General features: G+C 48.0%; 21 protein-coding genes. 20 read left to right on the top strand and 1 reads right to left on the bottom strand.

The features are described from left to right. Positions 1-60: 60 nt before the first annotated feature. A complete protein-coding gene (locus DWZ38_RS15525) occupies positions 61-261 on the bottom strand; it encodes a cold shock domain-containing protein (protein WP_008705499.1) in 201 nt (66 codons plus the stop codon). A 334-nt stretch (positions 262-595) separates the two neighbouring features. On the opposite strand from DWZ38_RS15525, the gene DWZ38_RS15520 reads away from it, so the two are divergent. The 20 genes from DWZ38_RS15520 to radA all read left to right on the top strand — a co-directional run bounded on the left by DWZ38_RS15520 (position 596) and on the right by radA (position 20,026). Then, complete coding sequence (locus DWZ38_RS15520) at positions 596-1,894, top strand: dihydroorotase (protein ID WP_021925395.1); 1,299 nt, start codon at positions 596-598, stop codon at positions 1,892-1,894. A 94-nt stretch (positions 1,895-1,988) separates the two neighbouring features. Continuing rightward, the gene (gene pyrF / locus DWZ38_RS15515) at positions 1,989-2,915 is read left to right on the top strand and encodes an orotidine-5'-phosphate decarboxylase (RefSeq protein ID WP_117854027.1); all 927 of its coding nucleotides are present in this window, start codon (positions 1,989-1,991) and stop codon (positions 2,913-2,915) included. Positions 2,916-2,925: 10 nt separating this feature from the next. Next, positions 2,926-3,708, top strand: a complete 783-nt coding sequence (locus tag DWZ38_RS15510) for a dihydroorotate dehydrogenase electron transfer subunit (protein ID WP_021925393.1) — start codon at positions 2,926-2,928, stop codon at positions 3,706-3,708. Beyond that, positions 3,705-4,610, top strand: coding sequence for a dihydroorotate dehydrogenase (locus tag DWZ38_RS15505; protein ID WP_117854024.1), 906 nt, complete (start codon positions 3,705-3,707; stop codon positions 4,608-4,610). The genes DWZ38_RS15510 and DWZ38_RS15505 overlap by 4 nt, the downstream gene beginning before the upstream one ends. 39 nt (positions 4,611-4,649) lie before the next feature. Next, entirely contained in the window at positions 4,650-5,324 is a 675-nt protein-coding gene (gene pyrE, locus DWZ38_RS15500) for an orotate phosphoribosyltransferase (protein WP_117854022.1), read from the top strand. A 22-nt stretch (positions 5,325-5,346) separates the two neighbouring features. After that, positions 5,347-5,499 (top strand): hypothetical protein, encoded by a 153-nt coding sequence (locus DWZ38_RS22295; RefSeq protein ID WP_021925390.1) that lies wholly within the window; start codon positions 5,347-5,349, stop codon positions 5,497-5,499. A gap of 31 nt (positions 5,500-5,530) precedes the next feature. After that, the gene (locus tag DWZ38_RS15495) at positions 5,531-5,986 is read left to right on the top strand and encodes a VanZ family protein (protein WP_117854020.1); all 456 of its coding nucleotides are present in this window, start codon (positions 5,531-5,533) and stop codon (positions 5,984-5,986) included. Beyond that, complete coding sequence (locus DWZ38_RS15490; RefSeq protein ID WP_021925388.1) at positions 5,970-6,284, top strand: DUF6142 family protein; 315 nt, start codon at positions 5,970-5,972, stop codon at positions 6,282-6,284. The genes DWZ38_RS15495 and DWZ38_RS15490 overlap by 17 nt, the downstream gene beginning before the upstream one ends. Before the next feature lie 26 nt (positions 6,285-6,310). Next, positions 6,311-6,904, top strand: a complete 594-nt coding sequence (locus DWZ38_RS15485; RefSeq protein ID WP_243000298.1) for an HD domain-containing protein — start codon at positions 6,311-6,313, stop codon at positions 6,902-6,904. Between the two features lie 77 nt (positions 6,905-6,981). Beyond that, positions 6,982-8,967 (top strand): aminopeptidase, encoded by a 1,986-nt coding sequence (locus DWZ38_RS15480; protein WP_117854141.1) that lies wholly within the window; start codon positions 6,982-6,984, stop codon positions 8,965-8,967. A gap of 132 nt (positions 8,968-9,099) precedes the next feature. Further along, positions 9,100-9,603: a 5-(carboxyamino)imidazole ribonucleotide mutase gene (gene purE / locus DWZ38_RS15475; protein WP_021925385.1), complete on the top strand. Its 504-nt coding sequence runs from the start codon at positions 9,100-9,102 to the stop codon at positions 9,601-9,603. 105 nt (positions 9,604-9,708) lie between these two features. Continuing rightward, a complete protein-coding gene (purM, locus tag DWZ38_RS15470; RefSeq protein WP_117854017.1) occupies positions 9,709-10,734 on the top strand; it encodes a phosphoribosylformylglycinamidine cyclo-ligase in 1,026 nt (341 codons plus the stop codon). Next, positions 10,728-11,354 (top strand): phosphoribosylglycinamide formyltransferase, encoded by a 627-nt coding sequence (gene purN, locus DWZ38_RS15465; RefSeq protein WP_021925383.1) that lies wholly within the window; start codon positions 10,728-10,730, stop codon positions 11,352-11,354. The genes purM and purN overlap by 7 nt, the downstream gene beginning before the upstream one ends. A 10-nt stretch (positions 11,355-11,364) precedes the next feature. Next, the gene (gene purD / locus DWZ38_RS15460) at positions 11,365-12,639 is read left to right on the top strand and encodes a phosphoribosylamine--glycine ligase (protein ID WP_117854015.1); all 1,275 of its coding nucleotides are present in this window, start codon (positions 11,365-11,367) and stop codon (positions 12,637-12,639) included. Positions 12,640-12,782: 143 nt separating this feature from the next. Next, a complete protein-coding gene (locus DWZ38_RS15455) occupies positions 12,783-13,988 on the top strand; it encodes an FprA family A-type flavoprotein (RefSeq protein WP_021925381.1) in 1,206 nt (401 codons plus the stop codon). A gap of 199 nt (positions 13,989-14,187) precedes the next feature. Then, on the top strand, positions 14,188-15,093 hold the full coding sequence (locus DWZ38_RS15450) for an SseB family protein (RefSeq protein ID WP_117854012.1): 906 nt from the start codon (positions 14,188-14,190) through the stop codon (positions 15,091-15,093). 96 nt (positions 15,094-15,189) lie between these two features. After that, positions 15,190-15,561: a GntR family transcriptional regulator gene (locus tag DWZ38_RS15445; protein ID WP_021925379.1), complete on the top strand. Its 372-nt coding sequence runs from the start codon at positions 15,190-15,192 to the stop codon at positions 15,559-15,561. A gap of 17 nt (positions 15,562-15,578) precedes the next feature. Continuing rightward, positions 15,579-18,056, top strand: a complete 2,478-nt coding sequence (locus tag DWZ38_RS15440) for an ATP-dependent Clp protease ATP-binding subunit (RefSeq protein WP_117854010.1) — start codon at positions 15,579-15,581, stop codon at positions 18,054-18,056. Positions 18,057-18,236: 180 nt separating this feature from the next. Beyond that, positions 18,237-18,650 (top strand): endosialidase, encoded by a 414-nt coding sequence (locus DWZ38_RS15435; RefSeq protein WP_117854007.1) that lies wholly within the window; start codon positions 18,237-18,239, stop codon positions 18,648-18,650. Continuing rightward, positions 18,644-20,026 (top strand): DNA repair protein RadA, encoded by a 1,383-nt coding sequence (gene radA / locus DWZ38_RS15430; protein WP_117854005.1) that lies wholly within the window; start codon positions 18,644-18,646, stop codon positions 20,024-20,026. Before DWZ38_RS15435 ends, radA begins: the two co-directional genes overlap by 7 nt. Positions 20,027-20,102 lie beyond the last annotated feature (76 nt).

The following is a 20,102-nucleotide window of genomic DNA, read 5'->3' as shown; positions in this document are numbered from 1 at the left end:
TTTCAATAAAAGGTTAAAAAAATCCCCCCGGAATCATCCGAGGGGAATTTTTTGCCTCAATTATAACTTAGTAACGTTAGCTGCCTGCATTCCGCGAGCGCCCTCTGTTAAGTCATATGTTACAGCCTGGCCTTCTTCAAGAGATTTGAAGCCTTCACCATTGATTGCAGAAAAGTGTACGAATACATCAGCTCCGTCTTCTCCTGTGATGAAACCATAACCTTTTTCAGCGTTGAACCATTTTACAGTGCCCTTGTTCATTTGAGTTACCTCCATAAAAAATAAAAAAATTATAATACTGTTCTGGCGAAAAAAAATCACCAGATTTTACAGACTATATCATGTAAATATATAATCTCTAAAAACTAGTGATTTTACATTAAATAATCTTCGACATGGATTGATTATATAACCTGCACCAGAAAAAGTCAAGGAGAATTAAATTTGTGTGAAAAAAAAACAATTCTGGCGGCCAAACAGATACTTGTGGAAAAAAAGTCTTTATTAAATGAACGTTTTCGTGTATGATAGTTGTGATATAATCTAACATATGCCAAGTGTATTTTTTGATAGATACCAGAAGGGAGAGAATCAAATGGGTATTCTGATTCAGGGCGGTCGTGTTGTGGATGCGGCGTCCCAGATGGACAAGATTGCAGATGTTTACCTGGACGGCTGCGTGATCCAGGAAATCGGAGAGAAGCTGAAGGTAAAGGATAAGGATGACAGGATCATAGATGCCAGAGGAATGGTGGTAATGCCAGGACTGGTGGATCTGCATGTGCATTTCCGTGATCCGGGACAGACTGAGAAGGAAGACATTGAAAGCGGCTCGAAGGCAGCGGCAAGAGGCGGTGTGACTACAGTTGTGGCAATGCCGAATACCACTCCGGTGATTGACTGTCCGGACCGTGCCAACTATGTGAAAAACAAAGCGGCTCAGGTTTCCCCCATCCATGTGCTTCAGGCAGGAGCCATGACCAAGGGGGAACTTGGATGCGAGCTTTCTGACATTGCAGGAATGGCAGCTGCAGGCGTGCCTGTTCTTTCAGAAGACGGCAAGTCCGTTATGAAAGCAAGCCTTTGCAAGCAGGCCATGGAAGAAGCAGTAAAAGCTGGACTTCCTATTTTTGACCACTGTGAGGATATGACTCTTCGCGGGGACGGCTGCATGAACGATGACGAGAATGCAAAGCGTCTGGGGCTTCCGGGAATCTGCAATTCCACAGAGGATACCATTGCAGCAAGAGATTCTCTTCTTGCCATTGAGACAGGGGCGAAGCTGCATCTGTGCCACTGCTCCACAAGAGGCGTGGCAATTATGATGAAAATGCTGAAGGAAGAGGGCATTCAGAATGTAACCGCAGAGGTTTGCCCCCATCACTTCATTCTTACATCCGATGATATTGAGAGAGACGATCCTAACTACAAGATGAATCCGCCTCTTCGTACCAGAAAGGATGTGGATGCCCTGATCGAAGGCCTGAAGGAAGGCTATATTCAGGTTATCAGCACAGACCATGCTCCTCATACCCAGAAGGACAAGACCGGTTCCATGCGCACCGCAGCATTTGGAATTGTAGGAATTGAGACCAGCTTTGCCCTTAGCTACACCGCACTGGTTGAGACAGGAGTCCTGACTCTTTCCCAGCTGGTGGAGAAGATGAGCTACAATCCGGCCAAGATTCTGAATCTGCCCTGCGGAACCCTGCAGGAGGGTCATCCGGCAGATGTAGTGATCGCAGATATCAAGCATCCATACACCATCCATAAAGCAGACTTTGTTTCCAAAGGAAAGAATACCCCGTTTGAGGGGAAAGAAGTAAAAGGAAAGATCCTGTACACCATCTGCGACGGCAAAGTGGTCTACACAGATCCATCCGCAGTGAAATAATCCTATTTTAAGTGAACAACAGGACCGGCATCCTGGCAGACCATGCCCTGTGGTGCCTGGCTTCCTATAAAATATATCCAGGAGGACAACATCCATGATCAACAAACTTATTGCAAATATCAAGAAAACAGGTGCGCCTATTGTAGTAGGCTTAGACCCAATGCTGAACTACATTCCAAAGCAGATCCAGGAGAATGCATACAAGGAATTCGGCGAGACTTTAGAGGGCGCTGCAGAGGCAATCTGGCAGTTTAACAAAGGAATCGTAGATGCTACATACGATCTGATCCCGGCAGTGAAGCCCCAGATTGCTATGTACGAGCAGTTCGGACTTCCGGGACTTGCAGCTTACAAGCGTACCATTGACTACTGCAAGGAGAAGAACCTGGTGGTGATCGGAGATATTAAGCGAGGCGACATCGGATCCACATCCGCTGCCTATGCAACTGCACATCTTGGAAAGATTCAGATCGGAAGCAAGACCTACGCACCCTTTGATGAGGATTTTGCGACTGTAAACCCATACCTTGGAACTGACGGCGTGAAACCTTTCGTAGATGTGTGCAAAGAAGAGAAAAAGGGAATTTTCGTGCTGGTTAAGACTTCCAATCCGTCCAGCGGCGAGTTCCAAGACAGAATCGCAGAAGGCCGCCCGGTTTATGAGTGGGTTGGTGAGAAGGTAGCAGAGTGGGGCGCTGACTTTATGGGAGACGGCTACAGCTATGTAGGTGCGGTAGTAGGCGCAACCTATCCGGAAATGGGCAAGGTATTAAGAGAACTGATGCCGAAAACCTTCATCCTGGTACCTGGATACGGTGCACAGGGCGGTAAGGGCGCTGACCTTGTACATTTCTTCAACAAGGACGGACTTGGCGCGATTGTAAACTCTTCCAGAGGAATTATTGCAGCCTACAAACAGGAGAAATATGCGGAATTTGGTGAGGCAAACTATGCGGATGCTTCCCGCCGGGCTGTAAAAGACATGGTACAGGATATCAGCGAAGCACTGGAAAACCGCTAGGAGGAAGAAAATGGGCACAAAGGTAAAAGAAACCTGCACTGTGATCAGCCAGGAATGCATTGGCAAAGATATCTACAGCATGTGGCTGCAGACGAAGACCATAGCAGGAAACGCAAAACCGGGACAGTTTGTCTCCGTATATACACAGGATGGGGGCAAGCTGCTTCCCCGTCCTATCAGCCTGTGTGAAATCGATAAGGAGAAGGGCGCACTGCGTCTTGTTTACCGCGTTACAGGCAAACATACAGGTACAGAAGGATTTTCCAGACTTGGCGCAGGCGCACAGCTGGATCTTCTCGGACCTCTTGGAAACGGCTTTCCGTTAGAGGAAGCAGAAGGCAAAAAAGTATTCCTTATGGGCGGCGGCATCGGTGTACCGCCTATGCTTGAGACCATGAAGCAGCTGCATGCACAGAAAATGGCAGTTCTTGGCTACCGCGACGAGCTGTTTCTTGATAAGGAATTTGCCAAAAACGGTGACGTATACATTGCCACAGAGGACGGCTCTGCCGGAACAAAGGGAAATGTAATGGATGCCATCCGTGAGAATGCTCTGGAAGCAGACGTGATCTTTGCCTGCGGACCAAAGCCTATGCTTCGTGCAATCAAGGCGTATGCCCTTGAAAAAGGCATTCCCTGCTGGATCTCCATGGAAGAGCGCATGGCATGCGGAATCGGTGCATGTTTAGGCTGCGTATGCCAGTCCACAGAGGTGGATTCCCACTCCCATGTACACAATAAGCGAGTATGTAAGGATGGTCCGGTATTCCTTAGTACGGAGGTGGAGTTATGAGTAAAATGAGCGTAAATCTTGCCGGAGTTACCCTGAAGAACCCGGTAATGACAGCTTCCGGAACCTTTGGCTCCGGTGCGGAATACAGTGAGTTTGTAGATCTGAACCATCTTGGCGCAGTAGTGACAAAGGGCGTGGCAAATGTGCCGTGGCCGGGCAATCCTACCCCTCGCGTTGCCGAGACCACAGGAGGCATGCTCAATGCCATCGGACTTCAGAATCCGGGAATCGATGTTTTCTGTGAAAGAGACATCCCATTCCTTCTGAAATACGACACAAAGATTATCGTAAATGTGTGCGGAAAGACCACAGAGGATTACTGTGAGGTAGTAGAACGTCTGGCTAATGAGCCTGTGGATATGCTGGAGATCAATGTATCCTGCCCCAATGTAAAAGAGGGAGGAATTGCTTTTGGCCAGAATCCAAAGGCACTTGAGGCAATCACAAAAGAAGTGAAAAAATATGCCAAGCAGCCCGTGATCATGAAGCTGAGCCCTAATGTAACCGACATCACAGAGATGGCCCGTGCTGCAGAGAGCGGCGGAGCAGATGTGGTTTCCCTGATCAATACCATCACAGGAATGAAGATTGATATTAACCGCAGAACCTTTGCCCTTGCCAACAAAACCGGAGGAATGTCCGGTCCGGCTGTGAAGCCTGTTGCAGTGCGCATGGTATACCAGGTTGCAAATGCGGTGAAGATCCCGATCATTGGAATGGGCGGAATCGCAAGCGCAGAGGATGCCCTGGAGTTTATTATGGCAGGTGCCACCGCAGTCTCTGTGGGAACTGCCAACTTCATCAATCCATACACTACCCAGGAGGTTGTGGACGGCATGGAGGCATTCCTTGAGAAACAGAAAGTAGAAGACATTAACCAGCTCATCGGCTGTGTGAAATAATTCAGATAAAACAGGATAAGACCTAAGGAGGACATAAAAATGGAACAGTATAAACAGGAATTTATTGAGTTTATGATCGACTGCAATGTGCTGAAATTCGGAGATTTCGTTACAAAATCAGGAAGAAAGACCCCGTTTTTCGTAAATACAGGATTCTATCGCACAGGAGCACAGCTTCGCAGACTGGGCCAGTATTATGCAAAAGCAATCGAGAGTAAATTCGGACTGGATTTTGATGTGCTTTTCGGACCTGCATACAAGGGAATCCCGCTGACGGTTGCTGCAACTATAGCAATCAGCGAAGAGTATGGCAAGGACATCCGCTACTGCTCCAACCGTAAAGAGGTAAAGGACCATGGCGATAAGGGAATCCTTCTTGGAAGCCCGATCGAGGATGGCGACAAGGTAGTGATCATTGAGGATGTTACCACCGCTGGAACCTCCATTCAGGAGACTCTGCCTATCATCAAGGCACAGGGAGACGTTTCCCCTATCGGTCTTGTAGTATCTGTAGACCGTATGGAGCGCGGCCAGGGAACCAAGAGTGCCCTTAAGGAAATCGAGGAGAAATATGGTCTGAAGACAACAGCCATCGTTACCATGGCAGAGGTGGTAGAGCATCTTTATAACAAAGAATATAAAGGAAAGGTCATCATCGACGACACTTTGAAAGCTGCCATTGATGCATATTACAGCCAGTACGGCGCAGAATAATGGTAAAAGGAGGAAATTGCTGATGAGCGAGAAGCTTTATAAGATCGTATCAGGCGTGGGAGCCGGAAGCATTGCCCTTGGAATCATTACCCTGGTAACCGGCGTCACAACCGGAGTTCTCATGATCGTGAACGGTGCCAGACTTCTGAAGGGCAAATCCGATATGATGATTTAAGGGGATTGTTTTGAAAAAGGAAACGAAAACGATGATTCGCCGTATGGGAATCGTGTTGTTTGCAGTCTATGTGATCCTGCTGATCTACTTTCTCTTCTTTTCAGAGGAGTACGGCAGGGTTGCACAGGCGGAACGGGTGTATCGGTATAATCTGGTGCCTTTTGTGGAAATCAGAAGGTTCTGGGTATATCGGGAACAGCTGGGCGCATTTGCGGTATTTACCAATATTTTCGGAAATGTGATCGGCTTCCTACCTTTCGGGTTTATCCTTCCGGTTATTTTCAGAAGAATGAACAGTGGTTTTCTTATCTGCATATCAGGATTTATATTAAGTCTGACAGTAGAAGTGATCCAGCTTGTCACGAAGGTCGGATGTTTTGATGTAGATGATATGATTCTGAACACCCTTGGGGCAGCCCTTGGATATGTTCTGTTTCTCATCTGCAATCATATTAGGAGAAAATTCCATTATGGCAAGAAGATATAGATATTCATTTACAAAGAAAAAAGAAGCCAAAAAAGGGAAGCTGTCTGCCGGCCTGGCAGCGGCGTCCTTTTTGCTGTTTATAACGGCAGTGGCACTGGCCTATTTTCTGGACACCAGCCTGGGCTTTTTAGTAGGAGGAGTGGGCCTTTTTGCCACTCTTCTTTCTGTGTACGGATTTATTATGGGCCTTCTCAGCTTTTCAGAAGAGGGCAAAAGCCACAAAACCAGTATGATCGGCTCCATCGCAAACGGCCTGATCATGGTGGTATGGCTTGGTATTTACCTGACAGGGCTTTGACTGAGAGCGCGTTTGAAAGGAGTACTATGGACGAACGTTTGAAAAAACAGATGGACTTTATTTTGGAAGTGGATAAGGTGAAAAATATTATGCGGCAGACCTATCTGGCAGACGGGAAACGCAAGGAGAACGATGCGGAGCATTCCTGGCATCTGGCGCTGATGGCAGTGCTTCTGAAGGAGTATGCGCCGAAAGAAGTGGATCTGTCCAAGGTAATTCCCATGGTTCTGATCCACGACCTTGTGGAAATTGATGCCGGGGATACCTATGCCTATGATGATGACGGTGCAAAGACAAAGCGTGCCCGTGAGAAAAAAGGGGCAGACCGTATTTTTGGACTGCTTCCTGAGGATCAGGGCAAATGGCTCTATGATCTCTGGGAGGAATTCGAGGCCTACGAGACACCGGAGGCTAAGTATGCTCACATGCTGGACAACAGCCAGCCGCTTTTCCTCAATGATGCTACAGACGGAATCAGCTGGGTAGAGCATGGGGTAAAGAAAAGCCAGATCTACAAGCGCAACAGCCGCACAGGGGAGGGTGCACCGAAGATCTGGGAATATATGCAGGAACTAATCGACAAGCATGTGGAAAAAGGACATGTGATCGGAGATATATAAAGAGAAAGTGAGGGGAAAATTTGGACGAATTATTAGTGGAGCGATACACCCTTGCCAGCGAGCGGGTTCGTGAAGTGATGGACGAGAAGCTGGTGCCGGAGCCGTACCAGGATTTCTTCCGGAAAACCGCAGCCTTTCTTTCCCAAACCGTACAGGTGATGAACGGAAGCGGGAAAGATTTATCCATGGAGGAATGGAAAAACCTGAATCACCAGCTGTATGAGGACATTCTTCCGGAAAATTACAAAACCAGCTACGGAAATCCGGTTTACGCCTGCGAGAAGCTTGGGGAATATGGAAAGGATCTTACCTTCCTCTATGCAGAGTTAAGAGGTGCAGTTGTTTTTGCCCATGAAAAAAGAATGTGGGATATGACCGTGCTTCTGGAACTGTTTCTGGAAGTATACGGGGCGTTTTCCCAGGAAGAGCTTCCAACAGAAGCAGAGCTTAAGGGAATTCTCTGCTCCTATATCAATGACTACTGCCAGGATATGATCGAGGAGCGCACCCGGGCAAGCGTGGATCCACAGGTGGATTTTGCCGCAAGGATTATTATGGATTCTGACCTTACGGATCTTCGATACCTGTATCAGTTCGGAGAGTATATCACGGAAAATGAGCTTGGAGCAGCCCGTTTCCTGAACGGACTTTCCCAGGAAGAGATTGATGCCTGCGCAAGAACCTACACAGAGGGCTACCGCATGGGATTTGTCAACGGACGCAAGGATCTTAGCAAGAAGAAAACGGTGAACATCCGCTACAACCTTGGCTTTGAGCGCATGGTAAAGGCTGCCATTCTCCAGTTTGAGGAAATGGGATTAAAGCCTGTGATTTTCCGCTATGGAGTTCATGCGGTGAACAGACGTGGAATGCTGAGAATCGGCTACACAGGAGCTGTGGCCAATCCTCAGTTTGACTATGACCACCGCCAGGACAGCGCCCTTTACATGGACGCAGATTTTGTGCAGAGACGTCTTCGTGCGCTTCAGACCTCTTATGAGAAATATAAGGAGCTGGCAGCCGTTCATGCCGGACCTGCATGCATTGATGTATTTGGAGAAGCGCCGTTTAGTCCGGTGAGCGTGAAGGAAGCCTGGGAATATTCTGAGGCACAGCAGAAGCTGGAGATTGAGATGTCAAATGAAGCGGGGCAGATCACCAACCGCTACATCAGAGGCGACGAGAGAAGCTTTACCATTATCGCGTACCCGGTACCGGAGATTGGCGGCAATTATGAGGAGATTTTCCGCGAGATCGTGAAGATCAACACTCTGGATTACCAGCTGTACCAGAAGATCCAGCAGACCATCATTGATACCCTGGATACCTGTGAGTGGGTAGCGGTAAAGGGAAAAGGAAACAATGAGACCAATCTGAAGATTCATCTTCATATGTTAAGTGACCCGAAAAAGGAAAGCAATTTCGAAAACTGCGTGGCAGATGTAAACATTCCGGTAGGAGAAGTGTTCACCTCTCCGGTTCTTGCTGGCACAAACGGACTGCTTCATGTATCCAAGGTATATCTGGAGGGACTGCAGTTTGTTGACCTGAAGCTGGAATTTAAGGACGGCAAGATTGCGTCCTACTCCTGCGGAAACTTTGAGACAGAGGAAGAAAATAAGAAATACATTGAGGATAACATTCTGTTCCACCATCCAACTCTTCCTATGGGTGAATTTGCCATTGGAACCAACACCACAGCTTATGTGGCTGCGGAGAAATACGGCATTGCAGACAAGCTGCCGATTCTGATCGCAGAGAAAATGGGCCCCCATTTTGCAGTAGGTGACACCTGCTACAGCTGGTCCGAGGATACCCTTGTGTTTAACCCGGATGGAAAAGAGATCATCGCAAGGGACAACGAGGTTTCCATTTTGCGTAAGGAAGATATGAGCAAGGCATATTTTGGCTGCCATACAGATATCACCATTCCTTATGATGAGCTGGGAAGCATCCGTGTTCTTGGAAAGAACGGGGAGGAGACTTCTATTATTGAAGATGGAAGATTCGTCCTTCCAGGAACAGAGGAACTGAATAAGCCTTTCGGAAACAAAAATAATTAGCACATCAAAAATTTTTCTTTGCGCCATTCGTATTGACAGAAAATAGGATTCTTAGTAGAATTTACCCGAATGGTCGTTCCATATAAGGGGATTTTTACCCCCTTACATCATTTTATAAAAGAGGAGAATATTATGCCAAAAGTAGGAATTGTAATGGGAAGCGATTCAGATATGCCGGTTATGAGCAAGGCGGCAGACATTCTGGAGAAGCTTGGAATTGATTACGAAATGCGTATTATCTCCGCACACAGAGAGCCGGATGTGTTCTTTGAGTATGCGAAGACAGCTGAGGAAAAAGGCTTTAAGGTGATCATTGCAGGTGCAGGAATGGCAGCACATCTGCCGGGAATGTGCGCAGCGATTTTCCCGATGCCTGTGATCGGAATTCCGATGCACACCACTTCCTTAGGAGGAAGAGATTCCCTGTACTCCATTGTACAGATGCCGTCCGGTATTCCGGTAGCAACGGTTGCCATCAATGGCGGTGCAAATGCAGGCCTTCTTGCAGCTAAGATCCTTGCAACATCCGATCCGGAGCTTCTTGCACGTCTGAAGGCGTACAGCCAGGAGTTAAAGGAACAGGTAGAAGCCAAGGATGCAAGACTGCAGGAAGTTGGACACAAAAATTATAAGTAATCTGGTTTAAACGGATAGGGATTGTCCGATGATTTTACCGAAATGAGGCAGCTGCAAAATAAGAGGCAGCTGTGAAAAACAGAAAAATTCTGGGAGGATAAAGGCATGGATTACAAGAACGCGGGCGTTGATATTGAGGCAGGATACAAATCAGTAGAGTTAATGAAACAGCACATTGCAAAGACAATGAGACCGGAAGTACTTGGAGGAATCGGCGGATTCTCAGGTGCTTTTTCCATGAACAGCTTTAAGGACATGGAGGAGCCAACACTGGTTTCCGGTACAGACGGTGTAGGAACCAAGCTGAAGCTGGCATTTATTATGGACAAGCATGACACTGTGGGAATCGACTGTGTTGCAATGTGTGTAAATGATATTGCATGTGCAGGCGGAGAGCCTCTTTTCTTCCTTGACTATATTGCCTGTGGAAAGAACTATCCGGAGAAGATCGCTGAGATCGTAAAAGGCGTTGCAGAAGGCTGCAGCCAGTCCAGCGCAGCACTGATCGGCGGCGAGACAGCAGAAATGCCTGGATTTTATCCGGTAGACGAGTATGACTTGGCTGGCTTCGCAGTTGGCGTAGTGGATAAGAAGGACCTGATCACAGGAGAGAACCTGAATGCAGGAGATGTTCTCATTGGAATGGCATCCTCCGGCGTACACAGCAACGGTTTCTCCCTTGTCCGCAAGGTTTTTGAGATGACAAAGGAATCTCTTGACACTTATTATGATGAACTTGGAACGACCCTTGGCGAGGCGCTGATCGCACCTACCAAGATTTACGTGAAGGCTCTTAAGAGCATTAAGGATGCAGGGGTGAAGATCCATGCATGCAGCCATATTACAGGCGGCGGCTTCTATGAGAACGTACCCCGTATGCTCAAAGAGGGCACAAGAGCTGTGATCGAGAAAGACAGCTATCCGGTACTTCCAATCTTCAAGCTTCTTGCAAAAACAGGAGACATTGAAGAGAAGATGATGTACAACACTTACAATATGGGGCTTGGAATGGTTCTGGCTGTTGATCCTGCGGATGTGGATAAGACTATGGAAGCAATCAAGGCAGCTGGCGAGACTCCATATGTGGTAGGACACATTGAAGCAGGGGAAAAGGGAGTGACATTATGCTAAAGGTTGCTGTCCTGGTATCAGGAGGCGGTACCAACCTCCAGGCAATTCTGGATGCAGTTGACTCCGGTAAGATCACCAATGCCCAGGTATCCCTGGTAGTCAGCAACAATCCCAATGCCTATGCCCTTACAAGAGCGAAGAATCATGGAATCGAGGCGGTCTGTATTTCCCCTAAGGAATTTGAGAGCCGTGAGAAATTCCATGAGGCACTTCTGAAAAAATTACAGGAAAGCGGCGCAGAGCTGATCGTTCTCGCCGGATATCTTGTGGCAATTCCTCCGATGATCGTGGAGGCATTTCCAAATAAGATCATTAACATCCATCCGTCTTTGATTCCGTCTTTTTGCGGAGTTGGATATTATGGACTTCATGTGCATGAGGCAGCCTTAAAGCGGGGCGTGAAGGTAACCGGCGCCACTGTCCATTTTGTGGATACCGGCACAGATACAGGTCCGATCATTCTGCAAAAAGCAGTGAAGATTGAGCCGGATGATACACCGGAGTCTCTTCAGAGAAGCGTAATGGAAAAGGCTGAATGGAAAATTTTGCCAAAGGCCATCAATCTGATTGCCAATGGAAAGGTTTCTGTGGATGATCACATTGTGACCATCAGCGACTAAGGAGGATATTATGAAAGTACTGATCGTAGGAAGCGGCGGAAGAGAGCATGCCATTGCATGGAGCGTTTCAAGAAGCCCTAAGGTAGATAAAATTTACTGTGCACCAGGCAATGCAGGAATTGCAGAATATGCCCAGTGCGTGAACATCGGTGCCATGGAATTTGAGAAGCTGGCTGATTTTGCACGGGAGAATCAGGTAGATCTTACCATTATCGGTATGGATGATCCTCTGGTTGGCGGCGTTGTAGATGTATTTGAGTCACGGGGACTGCGCGTATTCGGACCCCGCAAAAATGCAGCCATCCTGGAAGGCTCCAAGGCTTTTTCCAAGGATCTGATGAAGAAATACAACATTCCTACTGCTGCATATGAGAACTTTGACGATCCCGAAAAAGCGCTTGCATATCTTCGCACAGAAGCCAAATTCCCGATCGTTCTCAAAGCAGACGGACTTGCACTTGGAAAAGGCGTTCTGATCTGCAAGGATCTTCAGGAAGCTGAGGACGGCGTCAAGGAGATCATGGAGGATAAGAAGTTTGGAAATGCAGGAAACACGATGGTCATTGAGGAGTTTATGACCGGACGCGAGGTTTCTGTTTTGTCCTTTGTAGATGGCAAGACCATCAAGACCATGACCTCCGCACAGGATCACAAGCGTGCCATGGACGGAGACCAGGGTCTGAATACAGGCGGTATGGGAACCTTTTCCCCAAGCCCCTTCTACACTAAGGAAGTGGACGAATTCTGCCAGAAGTATGTGTATCAGCCAACCGTGGATGCTATGGCAGCAGAGGGAAGAGAATTTAAGGGAATTATTTTCTTTGGCCTTATGCTGACCAAGGACGGCCCCAAGGTTCTGGAATACAATGCCCGCTTCGGAGATCCGGAAGCACAGGTAGTTCTTCCGCGTATGAAAAATGACATTGTGGAAGTGATGGAAGCCTGCATCGACGGCACACTTGACCAGATCGACCTGCAGTTTGAGGATAATGCAGCTGTCTGCGTAGTTCTTGCAAGCGAGGGCTATCCGGTGAAATATGAGAAGGAGATCCCTATGTACGGCTTTGAGAATTTCAAGGACAAAGAGGGATACTACTGCTTCCACGCCGGAACTAAATTTAAAGACGGACAGATCGTCACAAACGGCGGCCGCGTAGTGGGAATCACTGCAACCGGAAGCAACCTGAAGGAAGCCAGAAAGAATGCTTATGCGGCAACTGAGTGGATTACTTTTGCAAATAAATATATGCGCCACGATATTGGAAAAGCGATTGACGAAGCATAAATAAGTGGTATAAAATAGGCAGGAGACTATAGATCTGGTTTTCTGCCTTTTTCATCCAGAAAAAGCAAAGGCCATTTTCAAAAGATCATGGCTCAACCGCAAAAGTGCAGTGAAATAAGTTCATAGAAAAAGGAGAGCTTGCTATGTACAATGTAAAGAAAGTAAACGAAGATTTATACTGGATCGGCGCAAGTGACAGAAGACTTGCCCTGTTTGAAAATATTTACCCCATTCCAAGAGGGGTATCCTACAACTCCTATGTGATCCTGGACGAGCAGACCGTGCTTCTGGACACCGTTGACAAGGCTGTAAGCGGACAGTTTTTTGAGAATCTGGAGCATGTCCTTGGGGAAAGGAAACTGGACTACATCATCGTGAACCACATGGAGCCGGACCACTGCGCCATCGTAGAAGAAGTGGTAAGAAGATATCCGGAAGTAAAGGTTGTGGGAAATGCCAAAACCTTCACTATGATGAAGCAGTTCTTTACCTTTGATGTGGATGCACACGCAGTTGTAATTAAAGAGGGAGACACCATCAGCACGGGAAAACATACCCTTGCATTTGCCATGATTCCTATGGTTCACTGGCCGGAGGCAATGGTAACCTACGATGCATATGACAAGGTGCTGTTCAGCGCAGACGCTTTTGGAACCTTTGGCGCATTAAACGGAAATGTGTTTGCGGATGAGGTAAATTTCAAGGAAGAGTGGCTGGATGACGCAAGAAGATATCTGGTAAATATTGTAGGCAAATACGGCGTACAGGTTCAGGCTGCCTTAAAGAAAGCCCTGACTCTTGACATTGCCATGATCTGCCCTCTTCACGGACCAATCTGGAGAGAGGACCTTGGATGGTTTATTGAGAAATACCAGAAATGGAGCACCTATACACCGGAAGACCATAATGTGCTGATCCTTTACGCTTCCATTTACGGAAATACAGAGAACGCAGCAGACGTTCTGGCAGGCAAGCTTGCAGATGCAGGAGAGAAAAATATTGCCGTTTATGATGTATCTGTAACAGATCCTTCCTATCTGGTGGCTGAGGCATTCCGCTGCGACAGAATCGTATTTGCATGCCCCACCTACAATGCAGGCCTTTTCCCGAAAATGGAGACACTGCTTCATGAGCTGGCTGCACACAACCTTCAGAAACGTAAGGTGGCAGTCCTGGAAAACGGTACCTGGGCGTCTACAGCAGGCAAGCAGATGAAGGAAATCCTGTCCTCTATGAAGAATATGGAGATCTGTGAGAATACGGTAACTGTGAAGTCTGCCCTGAAGGAAAACCAGCTGGAGCAGCTTGACCAGATCGTAGACTTTATGACAAAAGAAACAATCGCCTGAGAGTGATGCCCTGTGAAAGTCCGGGATTTTCATAGTAAATTGCATAAAAATACCAAGTCTTATGCTTTACTTTTTTATGATTTTGTTATAAAATAGTTTACATATCAGGTTTTCACGATGAAAATAACGGACTGCAGCCGCAGGCACACAGCAGCCAGCTTTCATCCATTAAGAAAACCAGGACTGAGAGGATAAAGACATGGGAATCAGCGAACAGGACGCAATTAAGGAATTACAGACAAGAGACGCAGTCTTTGTAGCGTATTCACAGGCTACGAAGCTTCCATATGTAATTTGTGACGAAGAAAGCTTTAATGACCAGGTGTGGGTATTTGCCACAGAAGAAGAAATCAAGGCATTCGGCAAGAAGAAGCTGGAGGAGAAGGTTCTTCTCATGGGAATGAAATATGAGAAGAAGGACTACCCAAGATTCTACGGAACTCTGTATGCGATCGGCGTAAACAGTGTAGTATGGGTAGATGGAGAGAACCAGATCGAGGTGGAACTGACCAAGATCGCCAGACAGGCAGACTTCAGCCAGTTAGAGCCGAAGAAGCAGCCTCTTTTCAACTCCACACTTCAGCTTTCCGGTATTTATTTCATGCAGGAGCTGCGCCGTCCGCTTAAGAAAGAAGAGCGCACAGTCAACATGCGTGAGATGGAAGAGGAACTGATCGTAAACCTTAAGAAATCCGAATTCTTAGTAGCAATGGCTACTGATCCGGAAGACCCGAAGAAGGTGAACATTCCATACCTGAAGAACAAGCAAGGCGATATTCTTCAGCCGGCTTTCACCGATGTTATGGAATTTGACAAGTTTGCAAGAGGCAAGAAGCTTCGTGCAGCCAAGGTTCCATTTGCGAAGCTGCCGGGACTGATCATCAGCCAGGCGAAAGCATTTGTGATCAACCCTATGGGATTTAACCTGATCCTTGACAGAGAGCAGCTTGGAAGAATCCTTGGAGTGAAGATTCCGGCAGCCGTTCCGATGCCGGCAGCACAGCCAGAGAAGCCTGAGGAAGCTAAGGCAGAAGAGACACAGAACGCTCCGGCAGCTGAAGAAGCAGCACAGCCAGCTGAGGATGCTGCTAAGAGCGAAGAATAAGCAAGAATTTTATGATAACAAAAGATGCAAAGAGGCCGGGGCCCAAGACTCCGGTCCCTTTGTTTTTACAGTGGCAGATGCCACAGGGAGGGAAATATGGTAATCGAAATAGATTTCCAGAGCGGTGAGGCACTGTACACTCAGCTGATGAATCAGATCATCCTGGGAATTGCCACATCACGGCTGCAGGAAGGAGATCCTCTTCCATCTGTCAGGCAGCTTGCAGATACCATCGGAATCAATATGCATACCGTAAACAAGGCCTACTCATTGCTGCGCCAGGAGGGCTTTGTATCCATTGACAGAAGAAAAGGCGCAGTGATATGCCTAGATGTGGACAAAATAAGAGCCACGGAAGAACTGAAGCAGAATCTTAAGATTGCCCTTGCAAGGGGCTGCTGCAACAATGTGACAAGAGAGGAAGTTCACAGCCTGATCGATGAGATTCTGGATGAGTACGGGCAGTAAGGAGGAACAACTGATTTATGCGCAATAAATTCACGAAGCAGGCTCAGAATGCACTGGCCCTGGCGAAAGCCGCAGCTGTTGACTTTGAGCTTGGCTATATCGGCACAGAGCATCTTCTCCTGGGGCTTTTAAGTGAGACAGAAGGTACAGCAGGAAGAGTGCTGGAGGAATTTCAGGTGGATGGCAAGAAGCTTGTGGAGCTGATCGACAAGCTGGTTACCCCTGTTGATGCCGGGAATGTGGAAGTGATAGACACGCAGCCGGTCTACAGCCCAAGGACCCAGAAGGTTCTGGACAGTGCAGAAGCAGAGGCACAGAGTACAGGCTGCGAGAAGGCAGGAACAGAGCATCTGCTTCTTGCTATGCTAAGAGAGACGGACTGTGTAGGAACCAGGCTTTTGTACACTATGGGTGTGAACATCCAGAAGCTTTATGCCTCTGTTCTTGGTGCTATGGGCTATGACAATGAGTCCATCCAGGAAGAATTTCAGGCAGCCCGGGCAATGCAGCAGGGCCAAAAAGGCAGCGTTACCCCGGCACTTGACCAGTACAGCCGCGACCTTACCCAGATGGCGGCAGAGGGCAGACTGGATCCTGTAGTGGGAAGAGACCGGGAAATCACCAGGCTGATCCAGATCTTAAGCCGCAGAACCAAGAACAATCCCTGTCTGGTGGGAGAGCCAGGCGTGGGCAAAACAGCCATTGCTGAGGGACTGGCACAGAGGATTATCGCAGGCACCGTGCCGGATACCATCCGGGACAAAAGACTGGTTGTGCTGGATCTTTCCGGAATGGTGGCTGGAAGCAAATACAGAGGCGAGTTCGAGGAGCGAATCCGCAAGGTGGTAGATGAAGTAAGGGAGAATCAGGGAATCCTTCTGTTTATTGACGAGCTTCATACCATTATCGGAGCAGGAGGGGCAGAGGGAGCACTGGATGCTTCCAACATTCTGAAGCCATCTCTTTCCAGAGGGGAGCTGCAGATCATTGGAGCTACCACCCTGGAGGAATACCGCAAATATATTGAGAAGGATGCAGCACTTGAGCGCCGTTTCCAGCCGATTACGGTGGAAGAGCCTTCTGAGGAAGAGACTTATGAGATTTTGAAAGGGCTTCGTCCTTATTACGAGCGCCATCATAAGGTGGAGATTCTGGATGAGGCACTGGAAGCCGCAGTGAAAATGTCTGTGCGCTACATTAACGACCGTTTTCTTCCGGACAAGGCCATCGACCTGATCGATGAGGCAGCTTCCAAGGTACAGCTGTCTGGTTATCAGGCATCCACAGATTCAGAAGAACTGAGCAGGGAAATCCAGGAGATCCTTCAGGAGAAAGAGGGCGCGATCAAGAGCGGCAATCTGACTCTTGCAAAAGAATACCAGCAGAAGCAGAAAGAAGCAGAAGCAAAGCTTGAGCAGCTTCATGCAAAGGAAGAAAAGAAGAGCCGCAGAAGATCCGGAAAAGTAGATGAGAAAGCAGTGGCATCCATTGTATCTGACTGGACCAAGATTCCGGTACAGAGGCTGACCGAAGGGGAGACCAGACGTCTTGCCCAGCTGGAGAAAGAGCTTCACAAGCGTGTAATTGGCCAGGAGGAAGCGGTACATGCAGTTTCCCAGGCTGTAAAGCGCGGACGTGTAGGCCTTAAGGATCCCAATCGCCCTATTGGCTCCTTCTTATTCCTTGGCCCCACCGGCGTTGGTAAAACCGAGCTTTCCAAGGCGCTTGCCCAGGCTGTGTTTGGAAGCGAGCAGGCAATGATCCGTGTGGACATGTCTGAATATATGGAGAAGCACAGCGTCTCCAAGCTGATCGGTTCCCCGCCAGGGTATGTTGGCTATGATGAGGGCGGACAGCTCAGTGAGAAGGTGCGCAGGAACCCGTACAGCGTGATCCTTTTTGATGAGATTGAGAAGGCTCACACGGATGTGTTCAATATTTTGCTGCAGGTGCTGGACGACGGCCATATTACAGATGCCCACGGAAGAAAGGTGGACTTCAAGCAGACCATTATCATTATGACCTCCAATGCAGGGGCGCAGGCCATTGTGGAACCCAAACAGCTTGGCTTTATTTCCACAAAGGATGAGAAGAAAGATTACGAAAAAATGAAATCCGGCGTTATGGAAGAAGTCCGCAGGCTTTTCAAGCCGGAATTCCTGAACCGAATCGATGAGATCATGGTATTCCATACTTTGAACAAAGAGGAAATCCGCAAGATCGTCACCCTGCTTTTGAAATCCTTAGAGGAGCGCTGCATGGAACAGATGGACATCCGTTTGAATGTGACGAATTCTGCTGTGGATTATCTGGCTGAAGCCGGATTTGACGCCAAATACGGGGCAAGACCGCTTCGCCGCGCCATCCAGTCCAAGATCGAGGACCGTCTGGCCAATGAGCTTCTGGAGGGCAAGATCAAAAGGGGAGATCAGGTACAGGTTCAGTACCGCAATAAAGAAATCCGGTTTATTGTAAAAGATAAAAAGGAAGATTAAAGATTTCGTAAAATTTGTCAGGTTAATTCTAAAAAACTTATAAATTCATGTAAGGTACTGGCAAAGAAAAAGGTTTTATTATATAATATGTACAACGTCAGGGAAACCTGATGAAGAAGATCCGGCAGCTGTATTTTTGCCGGAGAACATAACGAAAGAGTCTTAGGGAGGACAAGCATCATGGCAGTAGTAAAGGAACTGATCCGTACAGAGGAAAATGGTACTATCAGCTTTGGAGATTATGAGAAGAATCAGAAGTCAAAGGTCTCTGATTATCCGCATCAGGGAGATATGTATAAAGTAAAAACATTCAAGGAGATCACCAAGCTGGAGCGCAACGGCATGTTCGTATATGAGTCTGTACCGGGCACCGCTGTATTTGGTCTTGCACAGGACGGAAGCCAGATGAGCTTTCGCGTAGAAGGACCGGAGGATGCGCAGATTACAGTAGAGCTTGAGGCTGAGGCTGTTTACGAGGTATATCTTGACGGCGCAAGCACAGGCAAAATGGAAACCAATCTGGGCGGTAAGCTTTCTTTCAGCGTAGAGCTTGGAAATGGCTCAGCTGTTGAAGTAAAAATTGTAAAATGCTGAAAAATAAAAAAATAGTCTATTTTTGTCAGGAGTGCGGCTATGAATCCGCCAAGTGGATGGGCCAGTGTCCTGGATGCAAGGCATGGAATTCGTTTGTGGAGGAACCAGTTTCCACAGTGAAAAAATCTGCCGCAGGGGGCAAAGCGTCCATACGACAGCAGTCTGAACCGGTGATTCTGAAGGATATCAGCCTGAAGGAAGACGAGCGTCAGACAACGAAAATAGGTGAACTTGACAGAGTACTCGGGGGCGGCATCGTCCCCGGGTCTTTGGTTCTTGTGGGTGGAGATCCGGGTATTGGAAAGTCCACCCTTCTTTTGCAGGTGTGCCGGAACCTGACAGAGAACGGAAGCTCTGTGCTTTATATATCCGGCGAGGAATCCCTGCGGCAGATCAAGCTGCGGGCAAACCGTATTGGAACTTTCAATGAGAATCTACAGCTTTTGTGTGAGACCAACCTGGATAAGGTACGGGAAGTCATGGAGCGCAAGAAGCCGGATGTGGCGATCATAGACTCTATTCAGACTATGTTTGATGAAGAAATCGGTTCAGCACCTGGAAGTGTGTCCCAGGTAAGAGAGTCTACGAACGTGCTGATGCAGATTGCCAAGGGACTTGGAATTACTATTTTTATAGTGGGCCATGTGACCAAAGAGGGAAATGTAGCCGGACCAAGGGTGCTGGAGCATATGGTGGACACCGTGCTTTATTTTGAGGGAGACAGGCATGCTTCCTACCGGATCCTGCGTGCCGTCAAGAACCGATTTGGCTCCACCAATGAGATTGGTGTTTTTGAAATGCGGGAGTCCGGCCTTGAGGAAGTATCCAATCCTTCCGAGTACCTTCTGGAGGGACGCCCGGAGAATGCTTCCGGGTGTGTTGTGGCGTGTTCTATGGAGGGAACCCGTCCAATCCTTGTGGAAATCCAGGCGCTGGTATGTGAGAGCAATTTTGGCATTCCAAGGCGGACTGCAGTGGGCACAGATTTTAACCGCGTGAACCTTCTGATGGCTGTTCTGGAGAAAAAGGTGGGCCTTCATCTGGCATCTTCCGATGCCTATGTAAACATTGCCGGCGGCATGAAGATGACAGAGCCGGCGATTGACCTTGGAATCTGCCTTGCAATCGCATCCAGCACCAAAGACATTGTGATTCCTGATAAGCTGATGGCCTTCGGGGAAATCGGCCTCAGCGGCGAAGTCCGCGCCGTAAGCATGGCCGGCCAGAGAGTCCAGGAAGCAAAGAAGCTGGGCTTCGAAACCGTAATCCTGCCGGAAGTGTGCCGCGGCTCCGTAGAAAAAGAGAAGTCCCGGGGAATCCAGCTGGTATATGTAAGACAGATTCAGGATGCGATTCGGTATATTATGAAGGGATGAGCGTCTACACAAAAGACTTGCACAAAAAATATGTAATTATTTGTAAAAAGTGCTTGACTTCTCCTTGCGGCAGTGG

The sequence above is a fragment of the Ruminococcus sp. AF31-8BH genome, assembly GCF_003460605.1.
In the GTDB taxonomy this organism is placed as follows: Bacteria; Bacillota; Clostridia; order Lachnospirales; family Lachnospiraceae; genus Blautia_A; species Blautia_A acetigignens.
Note: the sequence above shows the minus strand (reverse complement) of the source record. Positions and strands in the feature narration are given on the sequence as shown.